The organism is Pseudomonas cannabina (genome assembly GCF_900100365.1).
In the GTDB taxonomy this organism is placed as follows: domain Bacteria; phylum Pseudomonadota; class Gammaproteobacteria; order Pseudomonadales; family Pseudomonadaceae; genus Aquipseudomonas; species Aquipseudomonas cannabina.
On the sequence record NZ_FNKU01000001.1, the window covers coordinates 3521629 to 3542251 of the forward strand.

Genomic DNA, 20623 nt, shown 5'->3' on the forward strand with positions numbered 1-20623 from the left:
TCGTTCTACCTCAGTTTCAACGTGGCAAGGCCGATCAGCACGAGAATCACGGTGATGATCCAGAAACGGACGATCACGCGTGGTTCGGGCCAGCCTTTGAGTTCAAAGTGGTGGTGTATCGGCGCCATGCGAAACACCCGGCGGCCGGTGAGTTTGAAAGACGCAACCTGAATGACCACTGAAAGGGTTTCCATCACGAACACGCCGCCCATGATGAACAGGACCATTTCCTGACGCACGATCACGGCCATGGTGCCCAGCGCAGCGCCCAGTGCCAGCGCACCGACGTCACCCATGAAGACTTGTGCCGGGTAGGTGTTGAACCACAGGAACCCCAGCCCCGCACCGATCAGTGCCCCCGAGAACACAATCAGTTCACCCGCCCCCGGCACATAAGGAATCAGCAGGTATTCAGCGAATTTCACGTTACCCGACAGGTAGCAGAAGATGCCCAGCGCGCCGCCGACCATCACCGTTGGCATGATCGCCAGGCCGTCCAGGCCATCCGTCAGGTTGACCGCGTTGCTCGAACCGACGATCACGAAATAGGTCAGCACGATGAAGCCGATGCCGAGCGGGATGCGCACATCCTTGAGCATCGGCACGATCAGCGTGGTCTCGGTCGCAGACGGCGCAGTCGTATAAAGGAAGATTGCCGCGCAAAGGCCAAATACCGACTGCCAGAAATACTTCCAGCGACTCGGCAGGCCCCGGGAATTTTTTTCGATCACCTTGCGGTAGTCATCGACCCAGCCGATGGCACCGAACAGGAAGGTCACCAGCAACACCACCCAGACGTAACGGTTGCTCAGGTCGGCCCACAGCAAGGTACTGATCCCGATGGACGACAGAATCAGCGCGCCACCCATGGTCGGCGTGCCGGACTTGGACAGGTGCGACTGTGGACCGTCGTTGCGCACCGACTGACCGATCTGGCGCATCTGCAAGGTGCGGATCATCCACGGCCCCAGGCACAACGACAGTGTCAGCGCAGTAAGCACGCCAAGGATCCCGCGCAAAGACAGGTATTGAAAGACCGCGAAGCCTTTGTAGAACTGTTGTAAAAACTCGGCCAACAGCAGCAGCATCAATGTTTCTCCAGGCTAGAACCGCACAAGGCAGCCACGACGTTTTCCATCGCAGCGCTACGCGAGCCCTTGATCAGTAAAGTGGTGTCAGGGTTTTGCTCGGCACCCAGTGCCGCAATCAGCTCTGCCTGGCTGGCAAAGTGATGCGCGTGCTCGCCAAAGGCGCTCACGGCATGAGTCATCAACGGGCCGACGGCATAAAGTGCGGAAACCTTGCCAGCCGCGTAAGCGCCGACCTCGCGGTGGCCCTGCTCGGCCCAGTCGCCCAGCTCGCCGATATCACCCAGCACCAGCACGGTACGCCCGCTGAAACCGGTGAGGATATCGACAGCCGCGTTGATCGACGCCGGATTGGCGTTGTAGGTGTCGTCGATGACACGCACGCCATTGCTGGCGATCTGCGCCACAGCGCGGCCCTTGACCGGCTGCACGTTGTTCAGGCCAGCGGCGATGCCTTCCAGGCTGACGCCCAGCGCGCAGGCAGCGGCCGCTGCGGCCAAGGCATTGGCCACATTGTGCGTGCCCAGCAAATTCAGTTGTACCGGTGCGGCACCGAGCGGGCTGTTGAGCATGAACGCCGGGCAACCGCGCGCGTCACGACGCAAGTCGGTGGCATGCAGGTCGGCTGCGGGGTTGTTCAAGGCGAACGTCATGACCTTGCGCTCGCCTGCGCGCAGCTGCCAGATCGGAAATGCCTTGTCATCCAGATTCAGGACGGCTGTACCGGTGGCGTCGAGACCTTCGAGAATCTCGCCCTTGGCTTCAACGATCCTGTCCGGACCACCGAACTCGCCAACGTGGGCGGTTCCAGCATTGGTGATAATCGCAACGTGCGGCTTGGTCAGGCTCACGGTGAAGGCAATTGCGCCCACCCGCGAGGCGCCCAGCTCGATGACAGCGGCATCATGCTCGGGCGCGAGTTCGAGCAGCGTCAAGGGCACGCCGAGTTCGTTGTTCAGGTTGCCACGGGTAGCCAGCACCGTCCCCCGCGTGCGCAGGATGCTGGCGAGCATTTCCTTGACCGTGGTCTTGCCGCTGGAACCGGTCATCGCCGCAACAGGCTTGTCGACGAACGCATTGCGGTTCATCGCGCCCAGTTGCGCGAGGGCCTTGCGGGTGTCGAGCACGACCAGTTGCGGCAGGCTTGCACCCTCCACTTCGTGCTCGACCAAAGCACCGACGGCACCTTTGCCAGCGACCTGTTCCAGGTACTCATGCCCGTCGAAACGCGGCCCGGTCAGGGCGACGAACAGTTGGCCTGGCGCAATGCCACGGCTGTCGGTGCTGACGCCATGAAAACTGCAGTCGCCGCCTACCAGCCGGGCGTCGAGATGGGTCACCAGTTCGCTGAAGGTCATTGGCTTAATCATGCGCAGGCTCCCATGCAGCAAGTGCCTTGGCAGCTTCTTGCAAATCAGAAAACGGATGACGCTGGCCGGCGATTTCCTGGTAGTCCTCGTGGCCTTTGCCTGCCAGTACCACTACATCATCGGCACTGGCCGAAGCGATCAGCTCGGCGATGGCCTGACCACGACCTTCGACAAAGCGCACCTTGTCAGCAGCAACGAAGCCTGGGCGGATGTCATCGAAAATCTGCGAAGGCGGCTCGTTACGCGGGTTGTCATCGGTCACCCAGACGCCGTCGGCCAGACGCTCGACCACTTCGGCCATCAACGGACGCTTGCCGCGATCACGATCACCGCCGCAGCCGAACAGGCACAACAGCCGGCCTTTGGCATGCGGACGCAGTGCTTCCAGCACCTTTTCCAGCGCATCCGGGGTGTGCGCATAATCGACGACGACCAGCGGTTTGCTGGCGCCACCCAGACGCTGCATGCGTCCGACCGGGCCTTCAAGTTTCGGCAGCACCTTGAGAATTTCATCCAGCGCGTAATCCAGCCCCAACAGCGCGCCCACCGCAGCCAGCACGTTGCTCAGGTTGAAGCGGCCCAGCAACGCGCTGCGCAGGAAGTGCTCGCCCTGCGGCGTGACCAGCGTGGCGCGCACGCCATCGTCGTCGAACCTGGCGTCGCGGCAATACAGATAAGCAGCGCTGTCCAGCTGGCTGTAAGTGATCAGCCGCGATTCGTGCTTGAGCGTGGCCAGCTTGCGACCGAACTCGTCATCGAGGTTGATCACCCGGCAATTGAGGTTAGGCCAGGCAAACAGCTTGGCCTTGGCCGCGCCGTAGGCTTCCATGGTGCCGTGGTAATCCAGATGATCACGGGACAGATTGGTCAGCACCGCGACATCGAATGCAATGGCCGTCGCACGTCCCTGATCCAGCCCGTGGGATGAAACTTCCATGGCCACGGCACGCGCGCCGGCTTTTTTCAGGTCGGTCAACGTCGCCTGAACGGCTATCGGGTCAGGCGTGGTGTGACGGCCGCTTTGCAGCGCACCGTGGAAACCGGTGCCGAGGGTGCCCACAATGCCGCAGTGTTGACCAAGCAGGTCCAGCGCCTGGGCAACCAACTGAGTCACGCTGGTTTTACCGTTGGTGCCGGTGACACCGACCATGTTCAGGCTGCGGCTTGGGTCACCATAAAAACGCCCGGCAACATCGGACAGCTGCGCTGCCAGGCCTTTGACCGGAATAAGCGGCACATCGGTGATCGGCAGAACGCTCGACCCTTCGACTTCGTAGGCCACGGCGGCTGCACCGCGCTTCAAGGCGTCGGCAATGTGCGCGCGACCGTCGGAATTGATCCCCGGCACTGCCAGAAACAGATCCCCCGGACGCACGTTACGGCTGTCGAGTGTCAACTCGCGGATCAACGGATCGCGGTCGGTATGAGCGAAAATCTTGCTCAGATTAAAGGCCATCAACCACGCCCTCCTTTGGCTGCCGGTGCGGCATTGACTTGTTCCGGTGGCGCAAGGTTGTCTGGCGTCACGTTCATCAGACGCAACGTGCCGGACATGACCTTACTGAAGACCGGCGCCGAAACCAGACCGCCGTAGTAGCCACCCTTGCTCGGCTCGTCGATCACCACGACGATCGCGTAACGCGGGTTGCTCATCGGTCCGAAACCGGCGAACAGGGAGCGGTAGGAGTTTTCCGCATATCCTTTGGTGCCGATTGAAGTCTTGCGCGCCGTACCACTCTTGCCGCCGACGTGATAGGACGGCACACGGGCGCGGTACACGCCGCGCGGGTCCTCAATCACCTGCTGCAACATGCCTTGCAGGGTCTTGGCGGTTTTCTCGGGAATGGCCTGAGTCGACTCCGGCTCTTTATCGGTTTTCAGAATGGTCAGCGGCACGAGGCGGCCGTTGTTGGCCAGCGCGCCATAGGCATGCACCAGCTGCAATGCGGTGACCGACAGGCCGTAGCCGTAGGACAGCGTGGCGGTTTCTGCCTTGCGCCATTCGCGGTAGTTGGGCAGGTTGCCGACGCGCTCGCCAGGGAAGCCAAGACCGGTGTACTGACCGAAGCCGACACGCTGCATGGCGCGGAATATCGCTTCGCCGCCCACGTCGAACGCGACTTTACTCATACCGACGTTACTGGAGTTGATCAGGATGCCGGTCAGATCGAGGATCGGGCCTTCGGTCTTGGTCACGTCACGAATCGTGTACTTGCCGATCTGCAACGTACCCGGATACACCTCGACCTTGTCGGTCGGCTTCCAGCGACCACTGTCCAGCGCGGCCGTCATGGAAATCGGCTTCATGGTCGAGCCCGGCTCGAACACGTCGATGATCGCCCGGTTACGCATGGCGGCAGGCACCATGGTCCGACGATTGTTGGGGTTGTAAGTCGGCTGATTGACCATCGCCAGGACTTCGCCGGTCTTGACGTCCATGATCACCATGCTGCCCGCCTTCGCCTCGTTCTCGACGATGGCGTTGCGCAGTTCACGGGTGGCCAGATATTGCAGACGCAGGTCAATAGACAAAGCCAAGGTCTTTCCGGCCTTGGCATTCTTGGTTACCTGAACGTCCTTGATCAGTCGCCCTCGCCGGTCCTTGATGACCTGACGTTTGCCGGGCACGCCGGCAAGCCAGTCGTCATACGCCAACTCGACACCTTCACGACCATGGTCATCAAGGTCAGTAAAGCCGACCATGTGCGCGGTTACATCGCCTGCCGGGTAGAAGCGGCGGAATTCTTCGATGCCATAGACACCGGGCACTTTCAGATCGATGACCGACTGACCCTGTTCAGGCGTAAGACCACGAACCAGGTAGATGAATTCTTTATTGGCCTGCGAATCCAGACGCTCGGTCAGGGCCTTGAGGTCCTGGCCCAGAGCGGCGGCGAGCATCGGCCATTTAGATTTGTCCTGCTGCATTTCACGCGGGTTGGCCCACAGCGTGGTCACCGGCGTACTGACGGCCAGCGGCTCGCCGTTACGGTCGGTTATCAGACCACGGTGAGCCGGAATCGGGATGTGCCGCAGGCTGCGCGCGTCGCCCTGCTCCTTGAGGAACGTGTGGTCGACGACCTGCAGATCGACGATGCGCCAGCAAATCGCAAGCACCAGCGAAACCAGCAGCCCCACGACCACGCGGAAGCGCCACGGGTAAAGTGCGCCTTCGAGCTTCATCATGGCGCCACCATCCGCACTTCAGCAGCACTGGGAATGTGCATCTTCAGTTGTTCGGTGGCCAGGGTTTCGATGCGGCTGTGGGCAGTCCAGGTGCTCTGCTCGAGAATCAGGCGCCCCCATTCGGCCTGTGCCTTGTCGCGCACGCTCATTTCCGAATACAGCGAGTTGAGCAACTGCCGGTTCCAGTGAGCACTGTAGGAAACACCAATCGCCGAAATCAGGACGGCGACGAACAGCAGCAGCATGATGAAGCTGCCGCCTGGCAAAGGCTTGAGGAAAACCCGGTTCACCTGAGTTTCTCCGCGACGCGCATGACAGCGCTGCGCGAGCGTGGATTGGCCTTGGTTTCTGCATCGGAGGCGAATTGCGCCTTGCCGTGAATCTTGATCTTCGGTTCGAAGAGCTTGAACTGGATCGGCAGGTCACGCGGCATGTTGTCGGCTTCGCCCTTGGCGAGCTTGCGCATGAACAGTTTGACGATGCGGTCTTCAAGCGAGTGAAAGCTGATCACCACCAGACGGCCGCCGATTTCCAGCGTGTCCAGTGCGGCTTCAAGCCCGGCTTCCAGGTCACCCAGTTCGTTGTTGACGTGAATTCGCAGACCCTGGAAGGCACGCGTTGCAGGGTTTTTGCCTTTTTCCCAGGCAGGATTGGCGACCTCGAGCACTTCGGCAAGGTCGGCGGTGCGCTCGAAGGGCTGGATTTCACGGCGCTGCACGACGGCGTTGGCCATGCGCTTGGCGAAACGCTCTTCACCGTATTCCTTGAAGACGCGGGCGATTTCTTCGGCCGGTGCGGATGCGATGAATTCGGCAGCGCTGACGCCACGTGTCGGGTCCATGCGCATGTCCAGCGGGCCGTCGTTCATGAAACTGAAGCCACGCTCAGGATCATCCAGCTGCGGGGACGACACACCCAGATCCAGCAGGATGCCGCTGACTTTGCCCGCCAGGCCACGCTCCTGAACTTCCGAACCGAGTTCTGCAAAGCTGCGCTGCACAATGACAAAGCGGCCGTCTTCGGCCGCTAGCGCTTGCCCGGTGGCAATCGCTTGAGGGTCCTTGTCGAATCCCAGCAGCCGGCCGTCCGGCCCGAGATGACTGAGAATCAGACGACTGTGCCCGCCACGTCCGAACGTACCGTCCAGATAGCAGCCATCCGCGCGTACCGCGAGAGCCTCCACGGCTTCTTCAAGCAGTACGGTGATGTGGGTAAAGGCGCTATTCATAGTCACAGGATCAGGTCACGTAATTCGTCGGGCATCGCGCCAGGTTGTTGAATGGCCGCCAGGTCTGCACCAGCAAGTGCATTCCAGGCGTCCTCGTCCCACAGTTGAAACTTGTTGAGCTGGCCCACCAACATCACGCGCTTGTCGAGCTTCGCGTACTCGCGAAGACGTGGCGGCACCAGAAAACGCCCGCTGCCATCCAGCTCCAGATCGACCGCATTGCCAATCAGAAGCCGTTGCAAGCGACGGTTTTCTTCACGAAATGTCGCCAGATCCCGAAGTTTGGCTTCTATCAGTTCCCACTCGGACAGCGGGTAGAGACACAAACAGGGGTCAACGGCGTCGATGGTCACGATCATTTGCCCGGCACTGCGCGAATCCAACTCGTCACGGTACCGGCTCGGCATAGCGAGACGGCCCTTGGCATCGAGATTGATCGCGTTGGCACCACGGAACACAGGCGCATTCTCCGAATATTAGCTTTTTGCGCTAAAAAAACCCACTTCGTGCCACTTTCTGCCACTTGCGCACACTATAGGAACGCGCCCACCACACCGTCAAGGCACGGTCTTAAGGAAAACCCTTACATTTCGGAGATTTAGGAGGGGTTTCGGAGTCAGAACGGATAATTTACGAGCAATCCGACAGATAAATCCCACACGACTCAAATCGTTGCGATTCAAAGTTAATGTGATTTATGAACTGTAAGATTTTTTTGGTATTACGAAGGGGGTTTGCTGCTTAAAACGAAGAGTAAAAAAAGGTGGAGAGTCGATCTGTAAGCCGGGTTCTGTCGAGGACAGTCATTCCTCTACGACGGCCATCACTGGACGCCTTTAGCAACCTACCCGGTTCCAGCGCGGGCCACGCCTTGGAACCCTATTTGGTCTTGCTCCGAGTGGGGTTTACCTTGCCACGTACTGTTGCCAGACGTGCGGTGCGCTCTTACCGCACCTTTTCACCCTTACCGGCACCGAAGCGCTTAGGCGGTTATTTTCTGTGGCACTTTCCGTAGGCTCGCGCCTCCCAGGCGTTACCTGGCACTCCGCCCTATGGAGCCCGGACTTTCCTCCCCCCCTTGTTGCGGAACAACAAGAGGCAGCGACTGTCCGATCGACTCTCCGCCGACAAGGTTAGCGGCACACGCCATCAAGAACAAGCTTTAAAAGCGCCTGCAACCCGCATGGCGTCTCGAAAGCCCGCCTTATTCGCCCTTCTGTTTGTCCAGCGCCACCTGATAAAGCAGATTCTTGCGCACCCCGGTTATCTCGGCCGCCAAAGCAGCTGCGCGCTTGAGCGGCATCTCTTCGAGCAGCAGATCGAGCACCCTGCGCGCTTCAGCCCCCACAACATCTTCGTCCGCAGGCGGCGTCCAGCCGGATACCAGCACCACACACTCGCCGCGCTGCTGATTGCTGTCGGCTTCGACAAAAGCCCGAAGCTCACCCAAAGGCAGACCCTTGAGCGTTTCGAAAGTTTTGGTTATTTCACGCGCCAGCAAGGCATGCCGCTCGGCACCGAAGACCAGCTCCATATCCTGCAGGCATTCCAGGATTCGATGAGGCGCCTCGTAGTAGATGAGCGTGCGCGGTTCTTCCTTTACCAGCTCGAGCTTTGCCCGACGGCCAATCGCCTTCGCCGGAAGAAAGCCTTCGAAGATGAAACGATCAGAAGGCAGCCCCGCCGCAGACAAAGCGGCAATCAGAGCGCAGGCGCCCGGCACCGGAACGACCGGCACACCGGCGGCACGCGCCTGGCGAACCAGGTGATAGCCGGGATCGGAGATCAGCGGTGTGCCCGCATCGGAAATCAGCGCAACATCGTCGCCCGCCAGCAGCCGCGTGATAAACCGACTACCTTCATCACGCTCGTTATGCTCGTGGCAGGCGGCCAGCGGCGTCGATATACCGAAGTGTTGCATCAGGCGTGCTGAATGACGCGTATCTTCTGCCGCGATCAACGCGACTTCGCGCAGCACTTTCAGCGCCCGCACGCTCATATCGTCCAGATTGCCGATAGGGGTCGCCACGACATAAAGCGAGCCCGGGGTGGAATTCGAAACAACCGGAACAGTCAAAACGCAGACCTCTTGTGGTAAAGCTGGATTTTCGTGAACACGCATTGTACAGGCTGCGACCGCGCCAACGGTTCGCGCATCAGGGAAGCGGGCAAAAAAGGAATAAAAACGTGATGACGCCTAACCGAAACACGCGTCGACAGCCCCGAATTGAACGATTTGGCCGACGGATGACCCTAACGCGACCAATATCATCGCTTTACGCACCTTCGACGTCGCACCCCGGCCAGCGCTTGGGTACAATTCTCCGTTAATTCGCTCGAGTATCAGGAACATACCAATGATCGCTTGTCTGCGGCTGCTCTCTGCCCTCTGCTTCGCTGCACTTCTCGCAGCCTGCGCCAGCTCGCCCTCGTCCAGCCTTGGCGAGCTGCCGCGCACCCCTGACGCCAGCATCGAGCAACTGCTCGATCAGGCCGCCAACGCCAAGTCGCCCGAGCAAGCCGCGACGCTGCGCTTGAGCGCTGCCGATCTGGCCAGCCGCCAGAACGACGCCGGACGCGCTGCGCAGATCCTTGGTCAGGTCCAGCTCGATCAACTCAAGCCAGGCCTGCAGGTCTACGCCAGCACCCTGTCCGCCGAACTGGCAATGGGCCGCAATCAACCCAAGGCCGCGCTGACCGCCCTCAATCATCCGAGCATGCAGCGCCTGGGTGAACTGTCGGTCGAACAGCAGGTTCGCACCCACCGGGTCAAGGCGCGCGCGCTGGAAGCCGATGGTCAGATGCTGGCAGCCGTCAACGAGCGGGTCTTTGCCGGGCCGCTGTTGCAGGGCGCAGACCTCAGCGCCAACAACGATGCGATCTGGACCTTGGTCTCCGCTTTGCCGGCCGAACAGCTGCAAAGCAGCGCTACTGATGACCTGGGTGGCTGGCTGAACCTGGCTCGCTCGATCAAAGGTGCCGGTACGCTCGAGCAGCAACAGGCAGCCATCGATAATTGGAAAGCGCAAAACCCGAAACACCCCGCAGCCCTGCAACTGCCAGACGCTCTTGCCAAACTGCGCGCCCTGACCAGCGAACCGATTACCAAAATCGCCCTGCTACTGCCGCAGGACGGCCAACTGGCATCGGTTGCCAAGGCACTGCGCGAAGGCTTCATGGCGGCGCACTTCCAGGCCCAGCAAGCAGGCGAAAACCCGCCTGCCATTCAGGTCTTCGATAGCTCGCGCATCACCTCGATGGACGAATTCTATCGTCAGGCACAGGCCGCTGGCGCTCAGCTGGTCGTCGGCCCACTGGAAAAGAACCTCGTCAAACAGCTGAACAGCCGTCAGCAATTGCCGATCACTACACTGGCGCTCAACTACAGCGACACCAGCACCGAAGGCCCTGCGCAGTTGTATCAGTTCGGCCTGGCTGCAGAAGACGAAGCCCGCGAAGTGGCCCGTCGTGCCTGGGCCGACGGCAAGCGCAGCGCAGTGGCCATGGTGCCGAAAGGCGAATGGGGCGACCGCGTTCTGGATGCGTTCCGCAAAGCCTGGCAAGCCAAGGGCGGCACTTTGATCGCCGCCGAGCATGTCGATCAACCCGTAGAGCTGGCCCAGCAGGTCGCCGATCTGTTCCAGTTGCGTAACAGCGAAGGCCGTGCCCAGCGCCTGCAAAGCACTGCCGGCACTCAAGTGGCTGCGCAGCCTAGCCGTCGCCAGGACATCGACTTCATGTTCCTCGCCGCAACCCCCCAACAAGCACAGCAAATCAAACCGACCATGGTCTTCCAGTATGCGGGCGACGTACCGGTGTACGCGACTTCGCACCTGTTCACCAACAGCAATGATCACGCCCAGTACATGGACCTCAATGGCGTGCGCTTCTGCGAAACACCGTGGCTGCTCAACGCCGACGACCCGCTGCGCCAGCAAGTGACCGCCCAATGGCCGCAGGCTGCGGGCAGCCTGGGTCGCCTGTATGCGATGGGTATCGACGCTTACCGTCTGGCCCCGCGCCTCGGTCAGCTCAAGGCGATGCCTGATACGCGCATCGACGGCTTGTCCGGCAGCCTGAGCATGAACCCTGGCCGTCGTATCGAGCGTCAATTGCCATGGGCAGAGTTTGTGGACGGCAAGATCCAGCGCCTGCCGGACACCACCCCTTGACGCAACGCAGCACCCGGCAGCAAGCAGGGCGCGAGGCAGAAGCCTACGCCCTGCAGTATCTGCAACAGCAGGGGCTGCAGCTCATCGAACAAAACTGGTTATGCAAACGCGGCGAGCTTGATCTAGTCATGCTCGACGGCGATACAGTAGTATTCGTCGAAGTTCGCTATCGCCGCCATGCTGGCTGGGGTGGCGCCGTAGAAAGCGTCGATTTTCGCAAGCAGGAGAAACTCGTCACTGCCGCACAGCTTTTTCTGCAACAGGTCCCGGACTGGGCCGATCATCCCTGTCGTTTCGACGTGATCGCGATTGAAGGCACCCCCGGCACCGCCGCACCACTGAACTGGATCAGAAGTGCTTTTGACAGCTGAAGCGTATCAGGGCGAGCAGCCCGACTGCCTTCATGACTATAACCAGCCTCTGTCATCATCGATTTCGCTATTTGTTTTGCCGGCTGCACACCCTGTGTGCCGGATAGCAGCCGGGAGACCCCGGCGCATCCGTCCCGCCGCCGTACGCTCTAATTAAGGTCACATTGATGGACATGCAATCCCGAATTCGCCGGCTGTTTCAGGCCAGCATCGAAACCAAGCAACAGGCGATGGAAGTCCTTGCACCCTATATCGAGCAAGCCAGTCAGGTCATGGTCAATGCCCTGCTCAACGAAGGCAAAATGCTTTCGTGCGGCAACGGCGGATCGGCGGGCGATGCACAGCACTTCTCCTCGGAACTGCTCAACCGCTTCGAACGCGAGCGGCCGAGCCTGCCAGCCATCGCACTGACCACCGACAGCTCGACGATCACCTCGATCGCCAACGATTACAGCTACAACGAAATTTTCTCCAAACAGATTCGCGCACTGGGCCAGCCGGGCGATGTGTTGCTGGCGATTTCCACCAGCGGCAACTCGGCGAATATTATTCAGGCCATCCAGGCCGCACATGATCGCGAAATGATTGTCGTAGCATTGACGGGACGCGACGGCGGCGGCATGGCTTCACTGCTATTGCCCGAGGACGTGGAAATCCGCGTACCGGCCACTGTCACGGCACGTATACAAGAAGTCCATCTGCTGGCGATCCATTGCCTTTGCGATCTGATCGACAGCCAACTGTTCGGGAGTGAAGAATGACCCCTAATCGTCTCAGCCTACTGGTTCTGACACTGTGCCTCAGCATCACCGGATGCAGCTCGGTGATCACGGCTACTCGCGACAAGCCGATCGAAGATGATCGCGGCACGCGCACGTTCGGCAGCAAGATCGATGACTCGCTGATCGAAACCAAGGCCGCAGTCAACATCTCCAAGGCGCACCCCGATTTGGCCGAAGGCTCGCACATCGTTGTGACCAGCTACAACGGCATCGTATTGCTCGCAGGCCAGACACCGCGTGCCGACCTCAAGGCCATGGCCGAACAGGCTGCCAGCACGGTCCAGCGCGTCAAGAAGGTCAACAACGAGATCCAGGTCATGGCGCCCTCGTCGCTGCTGGCCCGCAACAACGATGCCTGGCTGACCACCAAGATCAAAAGCCAGATGATCGCCGACGCGTCGATCCCGGGCTCGCGCATCAAGGTCGTGACCGAGAACGGCATTGTATTTCTGCTGGGCCTGGTCACTCAGGACGAAGCCAACCGCGCGACCAACCTGGTACAAAGCGTCTCGGGCGTGCAGAAGATCGTCAAACTGTTCGAGTACATCGACTGACCGCCAACGGGCAGACATGAAAAAGGCGATCCGAGCAGACTGTGTGAAAACCTAGCAATCTGCGCAGCGCTCAAAGAAAATGCTCCGTATCGAAAGATACAGAGCATTTTTCGTTATGGCCTACATCCAAGGTGAGTCCCGCAGCCAGACCAGCCTATTCCCGGTCTCGCTGGAAGAGTTGATCCCCGAGGATCACCTCGTTCGTGTCATTGACCTGTACGTTGCCAGGCTCGATCTGGTGCAACTGGGCTTCGATAAAGCGATTCCAAAAAGCACGGGGCGCCCTGCTTATGATCCCGCCGATCAGCTAAAACTCTACCTCTACGGCTATTTTCAGCGGATTCGCTCATCGCGACGTCTTGAAGCCGAGTGTCAGCGCAACATCGAAGTGATGTGGCTGATCAACCGGCTCAAGCCCGACTTCAAGACCATCGCCGATTTTCGCAAGAACAATAAACCCGCCTTCATCGCGACCTGCCGTGCTTTCGTTCGGTTTTGTCGCACGGCAGGCTTGATCGCCGGTGAGTTGGTGGCCATCGACGGCAGCAAGTTTCAGGCGGTCGCATCCTCACGGCGTCATGTGAATTTGAAGCAGCTCAAGCGCCAGGAAGAAAAACTGGATAAGCGCATCGCTCAGTATCTGGCCGAGCTGGATGAGGCCGACAAGGCTGAAACCACAGATTCAATTGATCGCAGCGCAATCAAGGTAGCCCTGGCACAGCTTGAGGCTCGACAACAGGATAATCAGAGTTGCCAGGCACTGATGCGTTCGATGGGCATCGAGCAGTTCAACACCCATGAAAGCGATGCCCGAATGATGCGCACGGCCAAAGGGCCACGTGTGGCCTACAACGTGCAAACCGTCGTGGACGCCGAGCATTGCCTGATTTTGCATCATGAGGTCACCCAAGATGGCGATGACCGAAAGCAACTGGAGCCGATGGCCAAGGCCGCCAAAGCAGAGTTACAGCAAGATGATCTGACGGTCACTGCCGATGCCGGCTACTCCAATGGCAAGCAGTTTCAGGCCTGCGAGGATGCTTCGATTACGGCCTATGTACCGCCCAATCGTTCGAAAAACCCTGGCAGTCAGGAAGAGCAGCTCTTTGAGCGAAAAGACTTTATCTATGAGACCGGACACGATCGTTTCCAGTGTCCGGCAGGCAAATGGTTAACGCTAAAACAGCACAACAAAGGTGATCGGATCTATCAGGCTGAGGTCGATGACTGCGCCAACTGCGCGCTGAAAACGCAATGCACTCGAGCCCGGCGCCGTTATGTCTCACGACATGCCCATGAAGAGGCTTTCGAGCGGATGGAGCAAAGAATGCAGGCGCATCCTGAGATGATGGCCAACCGAAGATCCATCGTTGAGCACCCCTTCGGCAACCTCAAGCAATGGCTATTTGGTAATGGCCGTTTCTTGCTGCGACAACTGGAGGGTACAAAAGCTGAAATGGCCTTGGCGGTGAATGCCTATAACCTGAAACGAGCGATTAAAGTGCTCGGTGTGCGCCATCTGATGGCTTTGATGGGCTGAGCGGACATTTTTTTCGTCTGCTGCCAATACAAAAAAAACGCCCCGAACAAGTCGGGGCGTTTGCTTGGGCCTTCATCAGTGTGTTTTCACACAGTCTGCGAGGATCGCCTTTTTCATTTCAGCTGTATGTCACTTGACCACTTTCAGACTCGGCCTGCCGCTTGGGCGCGGAGGCTCGCTGTCAGGTGGCGTGTCGTCTTCGACTTCAATCTCGATCTCGTCGCCATCTTCAAGGGAGGGCTCCAGATCGAAAACCATGCCCTGCCCGTTCTCACGGGCATAAATGCCCAGAATGGCGGCAACAGGCACGTACAGGGTGTGTGGCACACCCCCGAAGCGACCTTCAAAGCTGACGGCTTCGTTATCCATATGCAGATGACGCACTGCACTGGGCGAAACATTCAGGACAATCTGTCCATCGTTGGCGAACCCCTGAGGGACCTGAACGGATGGGTACTCCGCATTGACCAGCACATGCGGGGTGCAATCGTTATCGACGATCCACTCGTAAAGAGCGCGAACAAGATAAGGGCGACTGGAGTTCATTAACGGCTCCTTAAGCCTTAGCGCATTTCACGTTCGGCAGCAGACAGACTCGCCTGAAAAGCCTCACGCGCAAATTGGCGCTCCATATAATCAAGCAACGGCTTGGCAGGCCGCGGCAATTCGATACCCAAAATCGGCAAACGCCAGAGTATGGGCAATAGACAGCAATCAACGAGACTTAGCTCGTCGCTCATGAAAAAAGCTTTTTCTGCGAACAGCGGGGAAACCCCGGCCAGACTTTCACGCAGCTCCTTGCGCGCCTGAACGCGAGCAGGTTCTTTACTGCGAGTGTCCAGAATCAGGTCCACCAGGCCGCACCAGTCCCGCTGAATCCTGTGAATCAACAGACGGCTATTGGCACGCGCTACCGGATAAACGGGCAGCAGGGGCGGATGAGGATAACGCTCATCCAGGTATTCCATCACCACTGTCGACTCGTACAACGCCAGATCACGATCAACCAGCGTGGGTACACTGCCATACGGATTCACTTCAATAAGCTGCGGCGGATGACGACCTGCCACAACCTCAATGATTTCGGCGCTGACACCTTTCTCCGCGAGCACGATGCGCACACGGTGGGAATAGTGGTCGGCGGGGTCGGAGTAACAGGCCAACCGGTTGGTCACGCCCATGGCGGTCCTCCTCGCTTGTTAAATTTATCGGACAGACGAACGAACGCGCTTCAAGGCGCCTCCGACAATGATCGCAACAGGACAGGTGTTCGTCGCGGGCGACAAGATAGCTTATTTACGCGATCTAAATTCTGCAATCTTGCGCGGGTAAGCTATGAGCTTCGCGATATGCCCAGTGACGCCGCAAAAAGACGTCCATAAAAAAAACGCCCACCCCCGTGAGGAGATGGACGTTCTTTTGAACAAAGAGCTTCGAAAAAGGAGCTTTGGAAAAAGAGCCTTGAGCAAAGCGCTTCGAACGAAAGCGAATTAACGCTTCGAGTACTGCGGACGCTTACGCGCTTTACGCAGACCGACTTTCTTACGTTCAACTTCACGAGCATCGCGAGTCACGAAGCCTGCTTTACGCAGTGCGCCACGCAGCGTCTCGTCGTACTGCATCAGAGCGCGAGTGATACCGTGGCGGATTGCGCCAGCCTGACCACTTACGCCGCCACCGATAACAGTGACGTAGATGTCGAACTTTTCAACGGTCTCGGTCAGTTCCAGCGGCTGACGAACTACCATACGGGCAGTTTCGCGACCGAAGAAATTTTCCAGAGTGCGGTTGTTGATCGAGATGTTACCAGTACCCGGACGCAGGAAAACGCGTGCGGTTGCGGTCTTGCGACGGCCAGTGCCGTAATTTTGAGTCGCCGACATAATGAACTATTCCGTTAAAACTTCAGTTCTTGGGGCTGCTGAGCAGTATGAGGGTGTACAGCGCCCGCATAGACTTTCAGCTTACGATACATGTCGCGACCCAGCGGGTTCTTAGGCAGCATGCCTTTGACCGCGGTCTCGATCACGCGCTCAGGAGCTTTGGCGATCAGCTTTTCGAAGTTGATCGACTTGATCCCGCCCGGAAAACCGGAGTGTGAGTAGTAGATCTTGTCGGTGGTCTTGGCACCAGTAACGCGGATCTGCTCGGCATTGATCACGACGATGTAGTCGCCAGTGTCAACGTGCGGAGTGTATTCCGGTTTGTGCTTGCCACGCAGACGGCTCGCGATTTCGGTGGCCAGACGACCCAGGGTCTGACCAGCAGCGTCGACGACGAACCAGTCGCGCTTAACTGTTTCCGGTTTAGCAGTAAAAGTTTTCATTCTTTATAGCCTCAGGGGCCGCCCTGAAAATTAGACGGCGGATCTTACTGAATAGTGCGTACTTTGACAAGTCAAAGGCAGCCGGAAACAGACGCTATCGGGGGCTCGGGTCAGCGCGTCCGTTATACGGCAAGATTCTTCGGCAGACGGCGCATCACTTCCACTGCAAAGAGCTGGCGGATTATACAGACTGCAAAAATAACCTCAACCGGATTTTTTGTTCACGTTCTGTTTATTGCCTGCGATGGCCCGATTAGCGGATATTTGCCCTCGAAGCACAAAGCCATCATTCACAGCGCTCGGGAATCCTGCCAAGACAGACTGGACATAATCGTCAAAAAATAAGACGATCCAGCCGTTGCTTGACCATTTACCCATATAAGAATAAAGATTATGCCGATCCAGCAAACCGCCCTTCTACGGCGCGTCAGCATTCTGACCACCGACAAAATGTTCGCTTCGACTGTCATGCAGGCCAAGGACTTTTTCCACCTGGCCAGCCTGCGTTACAGCAAGCAATTGGGCCAAGGCCTGATACCTGCTTTCGAAACCCGCCTGATCAGCCCGGACGGCCTCTCCGTCAGCAGTTTCAGCGACGTCACGCTGCCGGTGGACGGCGCACTGTGCCAAAGCGATATCATCGTCATCCCGGCGTTCTGGGATGACTTTGACATCCTCTGCCAGCGCTACCCGCAGGTCTTGCCCTGGCTGCGCGAACAACACGCCAGCGGCGCGGTGATCTGCGGCGAGGCGACCGGCGTGTACTGGCTGGCCGAAGCCGGATTGCTCGACGGCAAGGAAGCAACCACCTATTGGCGGTTCTTCGGTGCCTTTGCAGAGCGTTACCCCAACGTGCTGCTCAACCAGGAAAAACACCTGACCGACGCCGACAACGTGTATTGCGCAGGCGGCACGACCTCGGCCTGCGACCTGTACATCTATCTGATCGAGCGATTCTGCGGCGCCAACGTCGCCCAGGCCGTGGCCCGCGACATTCTCTATGAAGTGCGCCGCACGTACGCACCGGGACGAATCGGCTTTGGCGGGCAGAAACTGCATCAGGATGTGGTGATTCTGCAGATTCAGCATTGGCTGGAAGAGCACTTTGCCGACAAATTCCGCTTTGAAGACGTGGCGCGCGAGCACGGCATGAGCATTCGCAATTTCATGCGCCGCTTCCAGACCGCGACCGGCGACAAACCGCTGCATTACCTTCAACGGCTGCGGATCGAAACAGCGAAGGGATTGCTGTCGGGCACGCGCAAGAGCATCAAGACCATCAGCTATGAAGTCGGCTACGACGACGCCAGCTTCTTCGCCCGCCTGTTCCGCCAGCACACCGAGCTTTCACCCAATCAATATCGGCATCAGTTCGAGAGTCAGAGGGAGAAGCTTTGAGCTGCAAGCTGCAGGCTTTTGACTTGCGCCTTGTAGCTTGAAACTTGCAGCTGCTCTGCTACCTAGGGCCTATGCGCCCGCGACAGGAACTCGTGGGACTGCATTTCCAGCAGACGGCTCAGAGTGCGCTGGAACTCGAACATCAAGCGGCCACCGGTGTAGAGGTCCTTCAGCTCGACTTCGGCCGAGATGATCAGTTTGACGTTGCGGTCGTAGAACTCGTCGACCATGTTGATGAAGCGTCGGGCGATGTCGTCGGTGGAGACGTCCATCTGCTCGACGCCGCTGAGCAGCACAGCATGGAAGATCTTGCCCAGCTCGATGTAGTCGTTCTGGCTGCGCGGGCCGTCACACAGCTCGCGGAAGTCGAACCAGGCCACGTCATCACAGGTCCGCAACGCACGGATTTCGCGATTTTCGATCATCAGCACATCGTTTTCGATGGTTTCCGCGCAGTCCGGGGTTAGCGCCTTGAAGCTCTTGCGCATGCTTTCCTGCGCAGCTTCGTTGAGCGGGAAGTGGAACAATTCGGCCTGCTCCAGGTGACGCAGGCGGTAATCGACGCCACTGTCGACGTTGACGATCTCGGTGTTCTGCTTGATCAGCGCAATCGCCGGCAGGAAGCGCGCGCGTTGCAGGCCGTCCTTGTACAGGCCGTCCGGGACGATGTTCGAGGTCGCAACCAGCGTCACACCGTTCTTGAACAGCTCTTCCATCAGCGTGCCCAGAATCATGGCGTCCGTGATGTCGGAGACAAAGAATTCATCGAAACAGATGACCCGCGCCTCGTCGGAAAAACGCTTGGCGATAATCGTCAGCGGGTTTTTCTCGCCCTTGATGGTCTTCATCTCCTCGTGCACGCGCTTCATGAAGCGGTGGAAGTGCGTCCGGACCTTGTCCTGGAACGGCAACGCCTCGAAGAACGTATCGACCAGATACGTTTTACCGCGCCCTACTCCGCCCCAGAAATACAGGCCCTTGACCAGAGTCGGTTCTTTCTTGCCGAACAGCTTGCCCAACAGGCCGGGCTTGCTGTCGTGAGCGGCGACCAGATCGTCGTACAGGCGCTGCAAATGACGCACAGCATTTTCCTGCGCGGCATCATGGAAGAAGTCCGGGCGTTTCAGATCAGCTTGATATCGTTCTAAGGGCGTCATAATTCGTTAGCAAGGCAACAAAAACGGGTCGTCACTGTAGCGACGACCCCGGGGATTGGCAATCAGTCCTGTTGGGGAGCGAGCGCCAGCTTGAGGGTCTGGATAGCGGCGTCGCGCGCTGTGGCGTCGGCAAACACAGGGCTGTCGGCGACACACTCACCGTTCAGCCACAGCGTGAAACGATCGTCCTCGCTGCGCAGGTCCAGCTCGCCACCTTGCTGCAATTGCTTGCTGACGATGCCGGCAGCCTTGCCGTCGGCAAAGTTGCGCGACAACAGCAATTGCTCGCCATCGGCCGCCAGCAGACGTAAGCGGAAGCTACCGTCGTCTTCGCGGAAACTGACGAAACGCGCGCCTTTGGTAGCCTTCTTCTTGCCGGTATCGGCATTCTGCACAACGGTTCGGAACGAGCGCAGGCCAACGGCCTCTCGCAACTCCTCAAGGAACGGGGTAGCGACGCGGCGGGCTTTCTGGGCACCGGCGAGCAGGATGTCTTCCAGATCGGCCGGGCGCTCGATCAGGCTCAGATAGTTCTCGCGAGCCTCACTCAACTGGCCGTCCAGCAAGGTAAACAGGCGAGTCTTCGCCTCGCCCCAGCCCAGGCCCTGCAACAGTTCGGAACGGAACTCTGCGCATTGCTCCGGCGTCGAGAACGCCTGATACAGCGTGAACAGGTGAGACGTGTCCGGATCTTTGGCTTCGCCGGGCGCACGCGAGTCGGTGACGATGCGCGAGATGGCGCTCTTCATCTCTTTGGCACTGCTGAACAGCGGAATGGTGTTGTCGTAGCTTTTGGACATTTTGCGACCGTCCAGCCCTGGCAAGGTGGCGACGCTCTCTTCGATCAGCGCTTCGGGCATGACAAAGAATTCCTTGCCTTTGCCGAACAGGTGGTTGAAACGCTGGCCGATGTCACGTGCCATTTCGACGTGCTGAATCTGATCGCGACCGACCGGAACCTGATGCGCGTTGAACATCAGAATGTCGGCGGCCATCAGCACCGGGTAGCTGTAGAGGCCCATTGTGATGCCCGCATCCGGGTCTTCGCCACCTTCCACATTTTTATCGACCGATGCCTTGTAGGCATGCGCGCGATTGAGCAGGCCCTTGGCCGCAACGCAGGTGAGCAGCCAGGTCAGTTCCGGAATCTCCGGGATGTCCGACTGGCGGTAGAAGGTCACGCGATCGACGTCCAGGCCAGCCGCCAGCCAGGTAGCGGCGATTTCCAGGCGCGAGCGCTGAATGCGCAGCGGGTCATCGCATTTGATCAGGGCATGGTAGTCCGCCAGGAAGTAGAACGAATCGAAATCACTCTGGCGACTGGCAACAATGGCGGGGCGGATCGCGCCCGCGTAGTTGCCCAGATGGGGAGTGCCGGTGGTCGTGATACCGGTCAGGATACGAGTGGTCATGGCAGGTCGCTTATCTAAAGGATGCAATACGGGCTGCAA

General features: G+C 58.9%; 20 protein-coding genes and 1 other RNA gene. 6 read left to right on the forward strand and 15 right to left on the reverse strand.

Going from position 1 to position 20623, the window contains the following annotated elements:
- Nucleotides 1–5: 5 nt before the first annotated feature.
- The 9 genes from mraY to rsmI all read right to left on the reverse strand — a co-directional run bounded on the left by mraY (nucleotide 6) and on the right by rsmI (nucleotide 8949).
- Nucleotides 6–1088 (reverse strand): phospho-N-acetylmuramoyl-pentapeptide-transferase, encoded by a 1083-nt coding sequence (gene mraY / locus BLT55_RS16555; protein WP_003313553.1) that lies wholly within the window; start codon nucleotides 1086–1088, stop codon nucleotides 6–8.
- Nucleotides 1088–2458, reverse strand: a complete 1371-nt coding sequence (locus BLT55_RS16560; RefSeq protein WP_055000135.1) for a UDP-N-acetylmuramoyl-tripeptide--D-alanyl-D-alanine ligase — start codon at nucleotides 2456–2458, stop codon at nucleotides 1088–1090. The genes mraY and BLT55_RS16560 overlap by 1 nt, the downstream gene beginning before the upstream one ends.
- On the reverse strand, nucleotides 2451–3914 hold the full coding sequence (locus BLT55_RS16565; protein ID WP_007248954.1) for a UDP-N-acetylmuramoyl-L-alanyl-D-glutamate--2,6-diaminopimelate ligase: 1464 nt from the start codon (nucleotides 3912–3914) through the stop codon (nucleotides 2451–2453). The genes BLT55_RS16560 and BLT55_RS16565 overlap by 8 nt, the downstream gene beginning before the upstream one ends.
- Nucleotides 3914–5641, reverse strand: a complete 1728-nt coding sequence (locus tag BLT55_RS16570; RefSeq protein ID WP_162491528.1) for a peptidoglycan D,D-transpeptidase FtsI family protein — start codon at nucleotides 5639–5641, stop codon at nucleotides 3914–3916. The genes BLT55_RS16565 and BLT55_RS16570 overlap by 1 nt, the downstream gene beginning before the upstream one ends.
- Complete coding sequence (ftsL, locus tag BLT55_RS16575; RefSeq protein WP_055000307.1) at nucleotides 5641–5934, reverse strand: cell division protein FtsL; 294 nt, start codon at nucleotides 5932–5934, stop codon at nucleotides 5641–5643. The genes BLT55_RS16570 and ftsL overlap by 1 nt, the downstream gene beginning before the upstream one ends.
- Entirely contained in the window at nucleotides 5931–6872 is a 942-nt protein-coding gene (rsmH, locus tag BLT55_RS16580; RefSeq protein ID WP_074800660.1) for a 16S rRNA (cytosine(1402)-N(4))-methyltransferase RsmH, read from the reverse strand. Before rsmH ends, ftsL begins: the two co-directional genes overlap by 4 nt.
- Before the next feature lie 2 nt (nucleotides 6873–6874).
- Complete coding sequence (gene mraZ, locus BLT55_RS16585) at nucleotides 6875–7330, reverse strand: division/cell wall cluster transcriptional repressor MraZ (protein WP_055000305.1); 456 nt, start codon at nucleotides 7328–7330, stop codon at nucleotides 6875–6877.
- A gap of 305 nt (nucleotides 7331–7635) precedes the next feature.
- Nucleotides 7636–7993: RNase P RNA component class A (rnpB, locus tag BLT55_RS16590), an RNA gene on the reverse strand.
- Nucleotides 7994–8076: 83 nt separating this feature from the next.
- Entirely contained in the window at nucleotides 8077–8949 is an 873-nt protein-coding gene (gene rsmI / locus BLT55_RS16595; protein WP_055000304.1) for a 16S rRNA (cytidine(1402)-2'-O)-methyltransferase, read from the reverse strand.
- Nucleotides 8950–9229: 280 nt separating this feature from the next.
- Between rsmI and BLT55_RS16600 the strand changes: the two genes are divergently transcribed.
- From BLT55_RS16600 to BLT55_RS16620, 5 genes are all read left to right on the forward strand, one after another.
- Nucleotides 9230–11044: a penicillin-binding protein activator gene (locus BLT55_RS16600; RefSeq protein WP_055000303.1), complete on the forward strand. Its 1815-nt coding sequence runs from the start codon at nucleotides 9230–9232 to the stop codon at nucleotides 11042–11044.
- Nucleotides 11041–11415, forward strand: a complete 375-nt coding sequence (locus BLT55_RS16605; protein ID WP_007248961.1) for a YraN family protein — start codon at nucleotides 11041–11043, stop codon at nucleotides 11413–11415. Before BLT55_RS16600 ends, BLT55_RS16605 begins: the two co-directional genes overlap by 4 nt.
- A gap of 167 nt (nucleotides 11416–11582) precedes the next feature.
- Nucleotides 11583–12176, forward strand: coding sequence for a phosphoheptose isomerase (locus BLT55_RS16610; protein WP_054084773.1), 594 nt, complete (start codon nucleotides 11583–11585; stop codon nucleotides 12174–12176).
- Nucleotides 12173–12751 carry a BON domain-containing protein gene (locus tag BLT55_RS16615; RefSeq protein ID WP_054084774.1) on the forward strand — a complete coding sequence of 193 codons (579 nt, stop codon included), beginning with the start codon at nucleotides 12173–12175 and terminating at the stop codon, nucleotides 12749–12751. Before BLT55_RS16610 ends, BLT55_RS16615 begins: the two co-directional genes overlap by 4 nt.
- Before the next feature lie 115 nt (nucleotides 12752–12866).
- Nucleotides 12867–14291, forward strand: coding sequence for an IS1182-like element ISPsy6 family transposase (locus tag BLT55_RS16620; protein ID WP_055001182.1), 1425 nt, complete (start codon nucleotides 12867–12869; stop codon nucleotides 14289–14291).
- Between the two features lie 129 nt (nucleotides 14292–14420).
- On the opposite strand, the gene BLT55_RS16625 is transcribed toward BLT55_RS16620, so the two are convergent.
- The 4 genes from BLT55_RS16625 to rplM all read right to left on the reverse strand — a co-directional run bounded on the left by BLT55_RS16625 (nucleotide 14421) and on the right by rplM (nucleotide 16617).
- Entirely contained in the window at nucleotides 14421–14837 is a 417-nt protein-coding gene (locus BLT55_RS16625; protein WP_054998747.1) for a ClpXP protease specificity-enhancing factor, read from the reverse strand.
- Between the two features lie 17 nt (nucleotides 14838–14854).
- Nucleotides 14855–15472: a glutathione S-transferase N-terminal domain-containing protein gene (locus tag BLT55_RS16630; protein WP_007248965.1), complete on the reverse strand. Its 618-nt coding sequence runs from the start codon at nucleotides 15470–15472 to the stop codon at nucleotides 14855–14857.
- A gap of 309 nt (nucleotides 15473–15781) precedes the next feature.
- Nucleotides 15782–16174: a 30S ribosomal protein S9 gene (rpsI, locus tag BLT55_RS16635; protein WP_003216038.1), complete on the reverse strand. Its 393-nt coding sequence runs from the start codon at nucleotides 16172–16174 to the stop codon at nucleotides 15782–15784.
- A gap of 14 nt (nucleotides 16175–16188) precedes the next feature.
- Complete coding sequence (rplM, locus tag BLT55_RS16640; RefSeq protein WP_002555065.1) at nucleotides 16189–16617, reverse strand: 50S ribosomal protein L13; 429 nt, start codon at nucleotides 16615–16617, stop codon at nucleotides 16189–16191.
- A 492-nt stretch (nucleotides 16618–17109) separates the two neighbouring features.
- Between rplM and BLT55_RS16645 the strand changes: the two genes are divergently transcribed.
- Entirely contained in the window at nucleotides 17110–18015 is a 906-nt protein-coding gene (locus tag BLT55_RS16645; RefSeq protein WP_162234927.1) for a GlxA family transcriptional regulator, read from the forward strand.
- A 62-nt stretch (nucleotides 18016–18077) separates the two neighbouring features.
- On the opposite strand, the gene zapE is transcribed toward BLT55_RS16645, so the two are convergent.
- Nucleotides 18078–19172 carry a cell division protein ZapE gene (gene zapE / locus BLT55_RS16650; protein WP_054998745.1) on the reverse strand — a complete coding sequence of 365 codons (1095 nt, stop codon included), beginning with the start codon at nucleotides 19170–19172 and terminating at the stop codon, nucleotides 18078–18080.
- 62 nt (nucleotides 19173–19234) lie between these two features.
- On the reverse strand, nucleotides 19235–20584 hold the full coding sequence (locus tag BLT55_RS16655; RefSeq protein ID WP_054998744.1) for a tryptophan--tRNA ligase: 1350 nt from the start codon (nucleotides 20582–20584) through the stop codon (nucleotides 19235–19237).
- Nucleotides 20585–20623: the final 39 nt, after the last annotated feature.

What these genes read in the sequence shown, in the direction of transcription:
- BLT55_RS16630 (WP_007248965.1), bottom strand. Translation starts at nt 15,472, where the DNA reads ATGGGCGTGACCAACCGGTTGGCCTGTTACTCCGACCCCGCCGACCAC.
- rplM (WP_002555065.1), bottom strand. Translation starts at nt 16,617, where the DNA reads ATGAAAACTTTTACTGCTAAACCGGAAACAGTTAAGCGCGACTGGTTC.
- mraY (WP_003313553.1), bottom strand. Translation starts at nt 1,088, where the DNA reads ATGCTGCTGCTGTTGGCCGAGTTTTTACAACAGTTCTACAAAGGCTTC.
- BLT55_RS16565 (WP_007248954.1), bottom strand. Translation starts at nt 3,914, where the DNA reads ATGGCCTTTAATCTGAGCAAGATTTTCGCTCATACCGACCGCGATCCG.
- BLT55_RS16655 (WP_054998744.1), bottom strand. Translation starts at nt 20,584, where the DNA reads ATGACCACTCGTATCCTGACCGGTATCACGACCACCGGCACTCCCCAT.
- BLT55_RS16600 (WP_055000303.1), top strand. Translation starts at nt 9,230, where the DNA reads ATGATCGCTTGTCTGCGGCTGCTCTCTGCCCTCTGCTTCGCTGCACTT.
- BLT55_RS16620 (WP_055001182.1), top strand. Translation starts at nt 12,867, where the DNA reads ATGGCCTACATCCAAGGTGAGTCCCGCAGCCAGACCAGCCTATTCCCG.
- BLT55_RS16610 (WP_054084773.1), top strand. Translation starts at nt 11,583, where the DNA reads ATGGACATGCAATCCCGAATTCGCCGGCTGTTTCAGGCCAGCATCGAA.
- BLT55_RS16560 (WP_055000135.1), bottom strand. Translation starts at nt 2,458, where the DNA reads ATGATTAAGCCAATGACCTTCAGCGAACTGGTGACCCATCTCGACGCC.
- rpsI (WP_003216038.1), bottom strand. Translation starts at nt 16,174, where the DNA reads ATGTCGGCGACTCAAAATTACGGCACTGGCCGTCGCAAGACCGCAACC.
- BLT55_RS16570 (WP_162491528.1), bottom strand. Translation starts at nt 5,641, where the DNA reads ATGAAGCTCGAAGGCGCACTTTACCCGTGGCGCTTCCGCGTGGTCGTG.
- BLT55_RS16615 (WP_054084774.1), top strand. Translation starts at nt 12,173, where the DNA reads ATGACCCCTAATCGTCTCAGCCTACTGGTTCTGACACTGTGCCTCAGC.
- BLT55_RS16625 (WP_054998747.1), bottom strand. Translation starts at nt 14,837, where the DNA reads ATGAACTCCAGTCGCCCTTATCTTGTTCGCGCTCTTTACGAGTGGATC.
- rsmH (WP_074800660.1), bottom strand. Translation starts at nt 6,872, where the DNA reads ATGAATAGCGCCTTTACCCACATCACCGTACTGCTTGAAGAAGCCGTG.
- zapE (WP_054998745.1), bottom strand. Translation starts at nt 19,172, where the DNA reads ATGACGCCCTTAGAACGATATCAAGCTGATCTGAAACGCCCGGACTTC.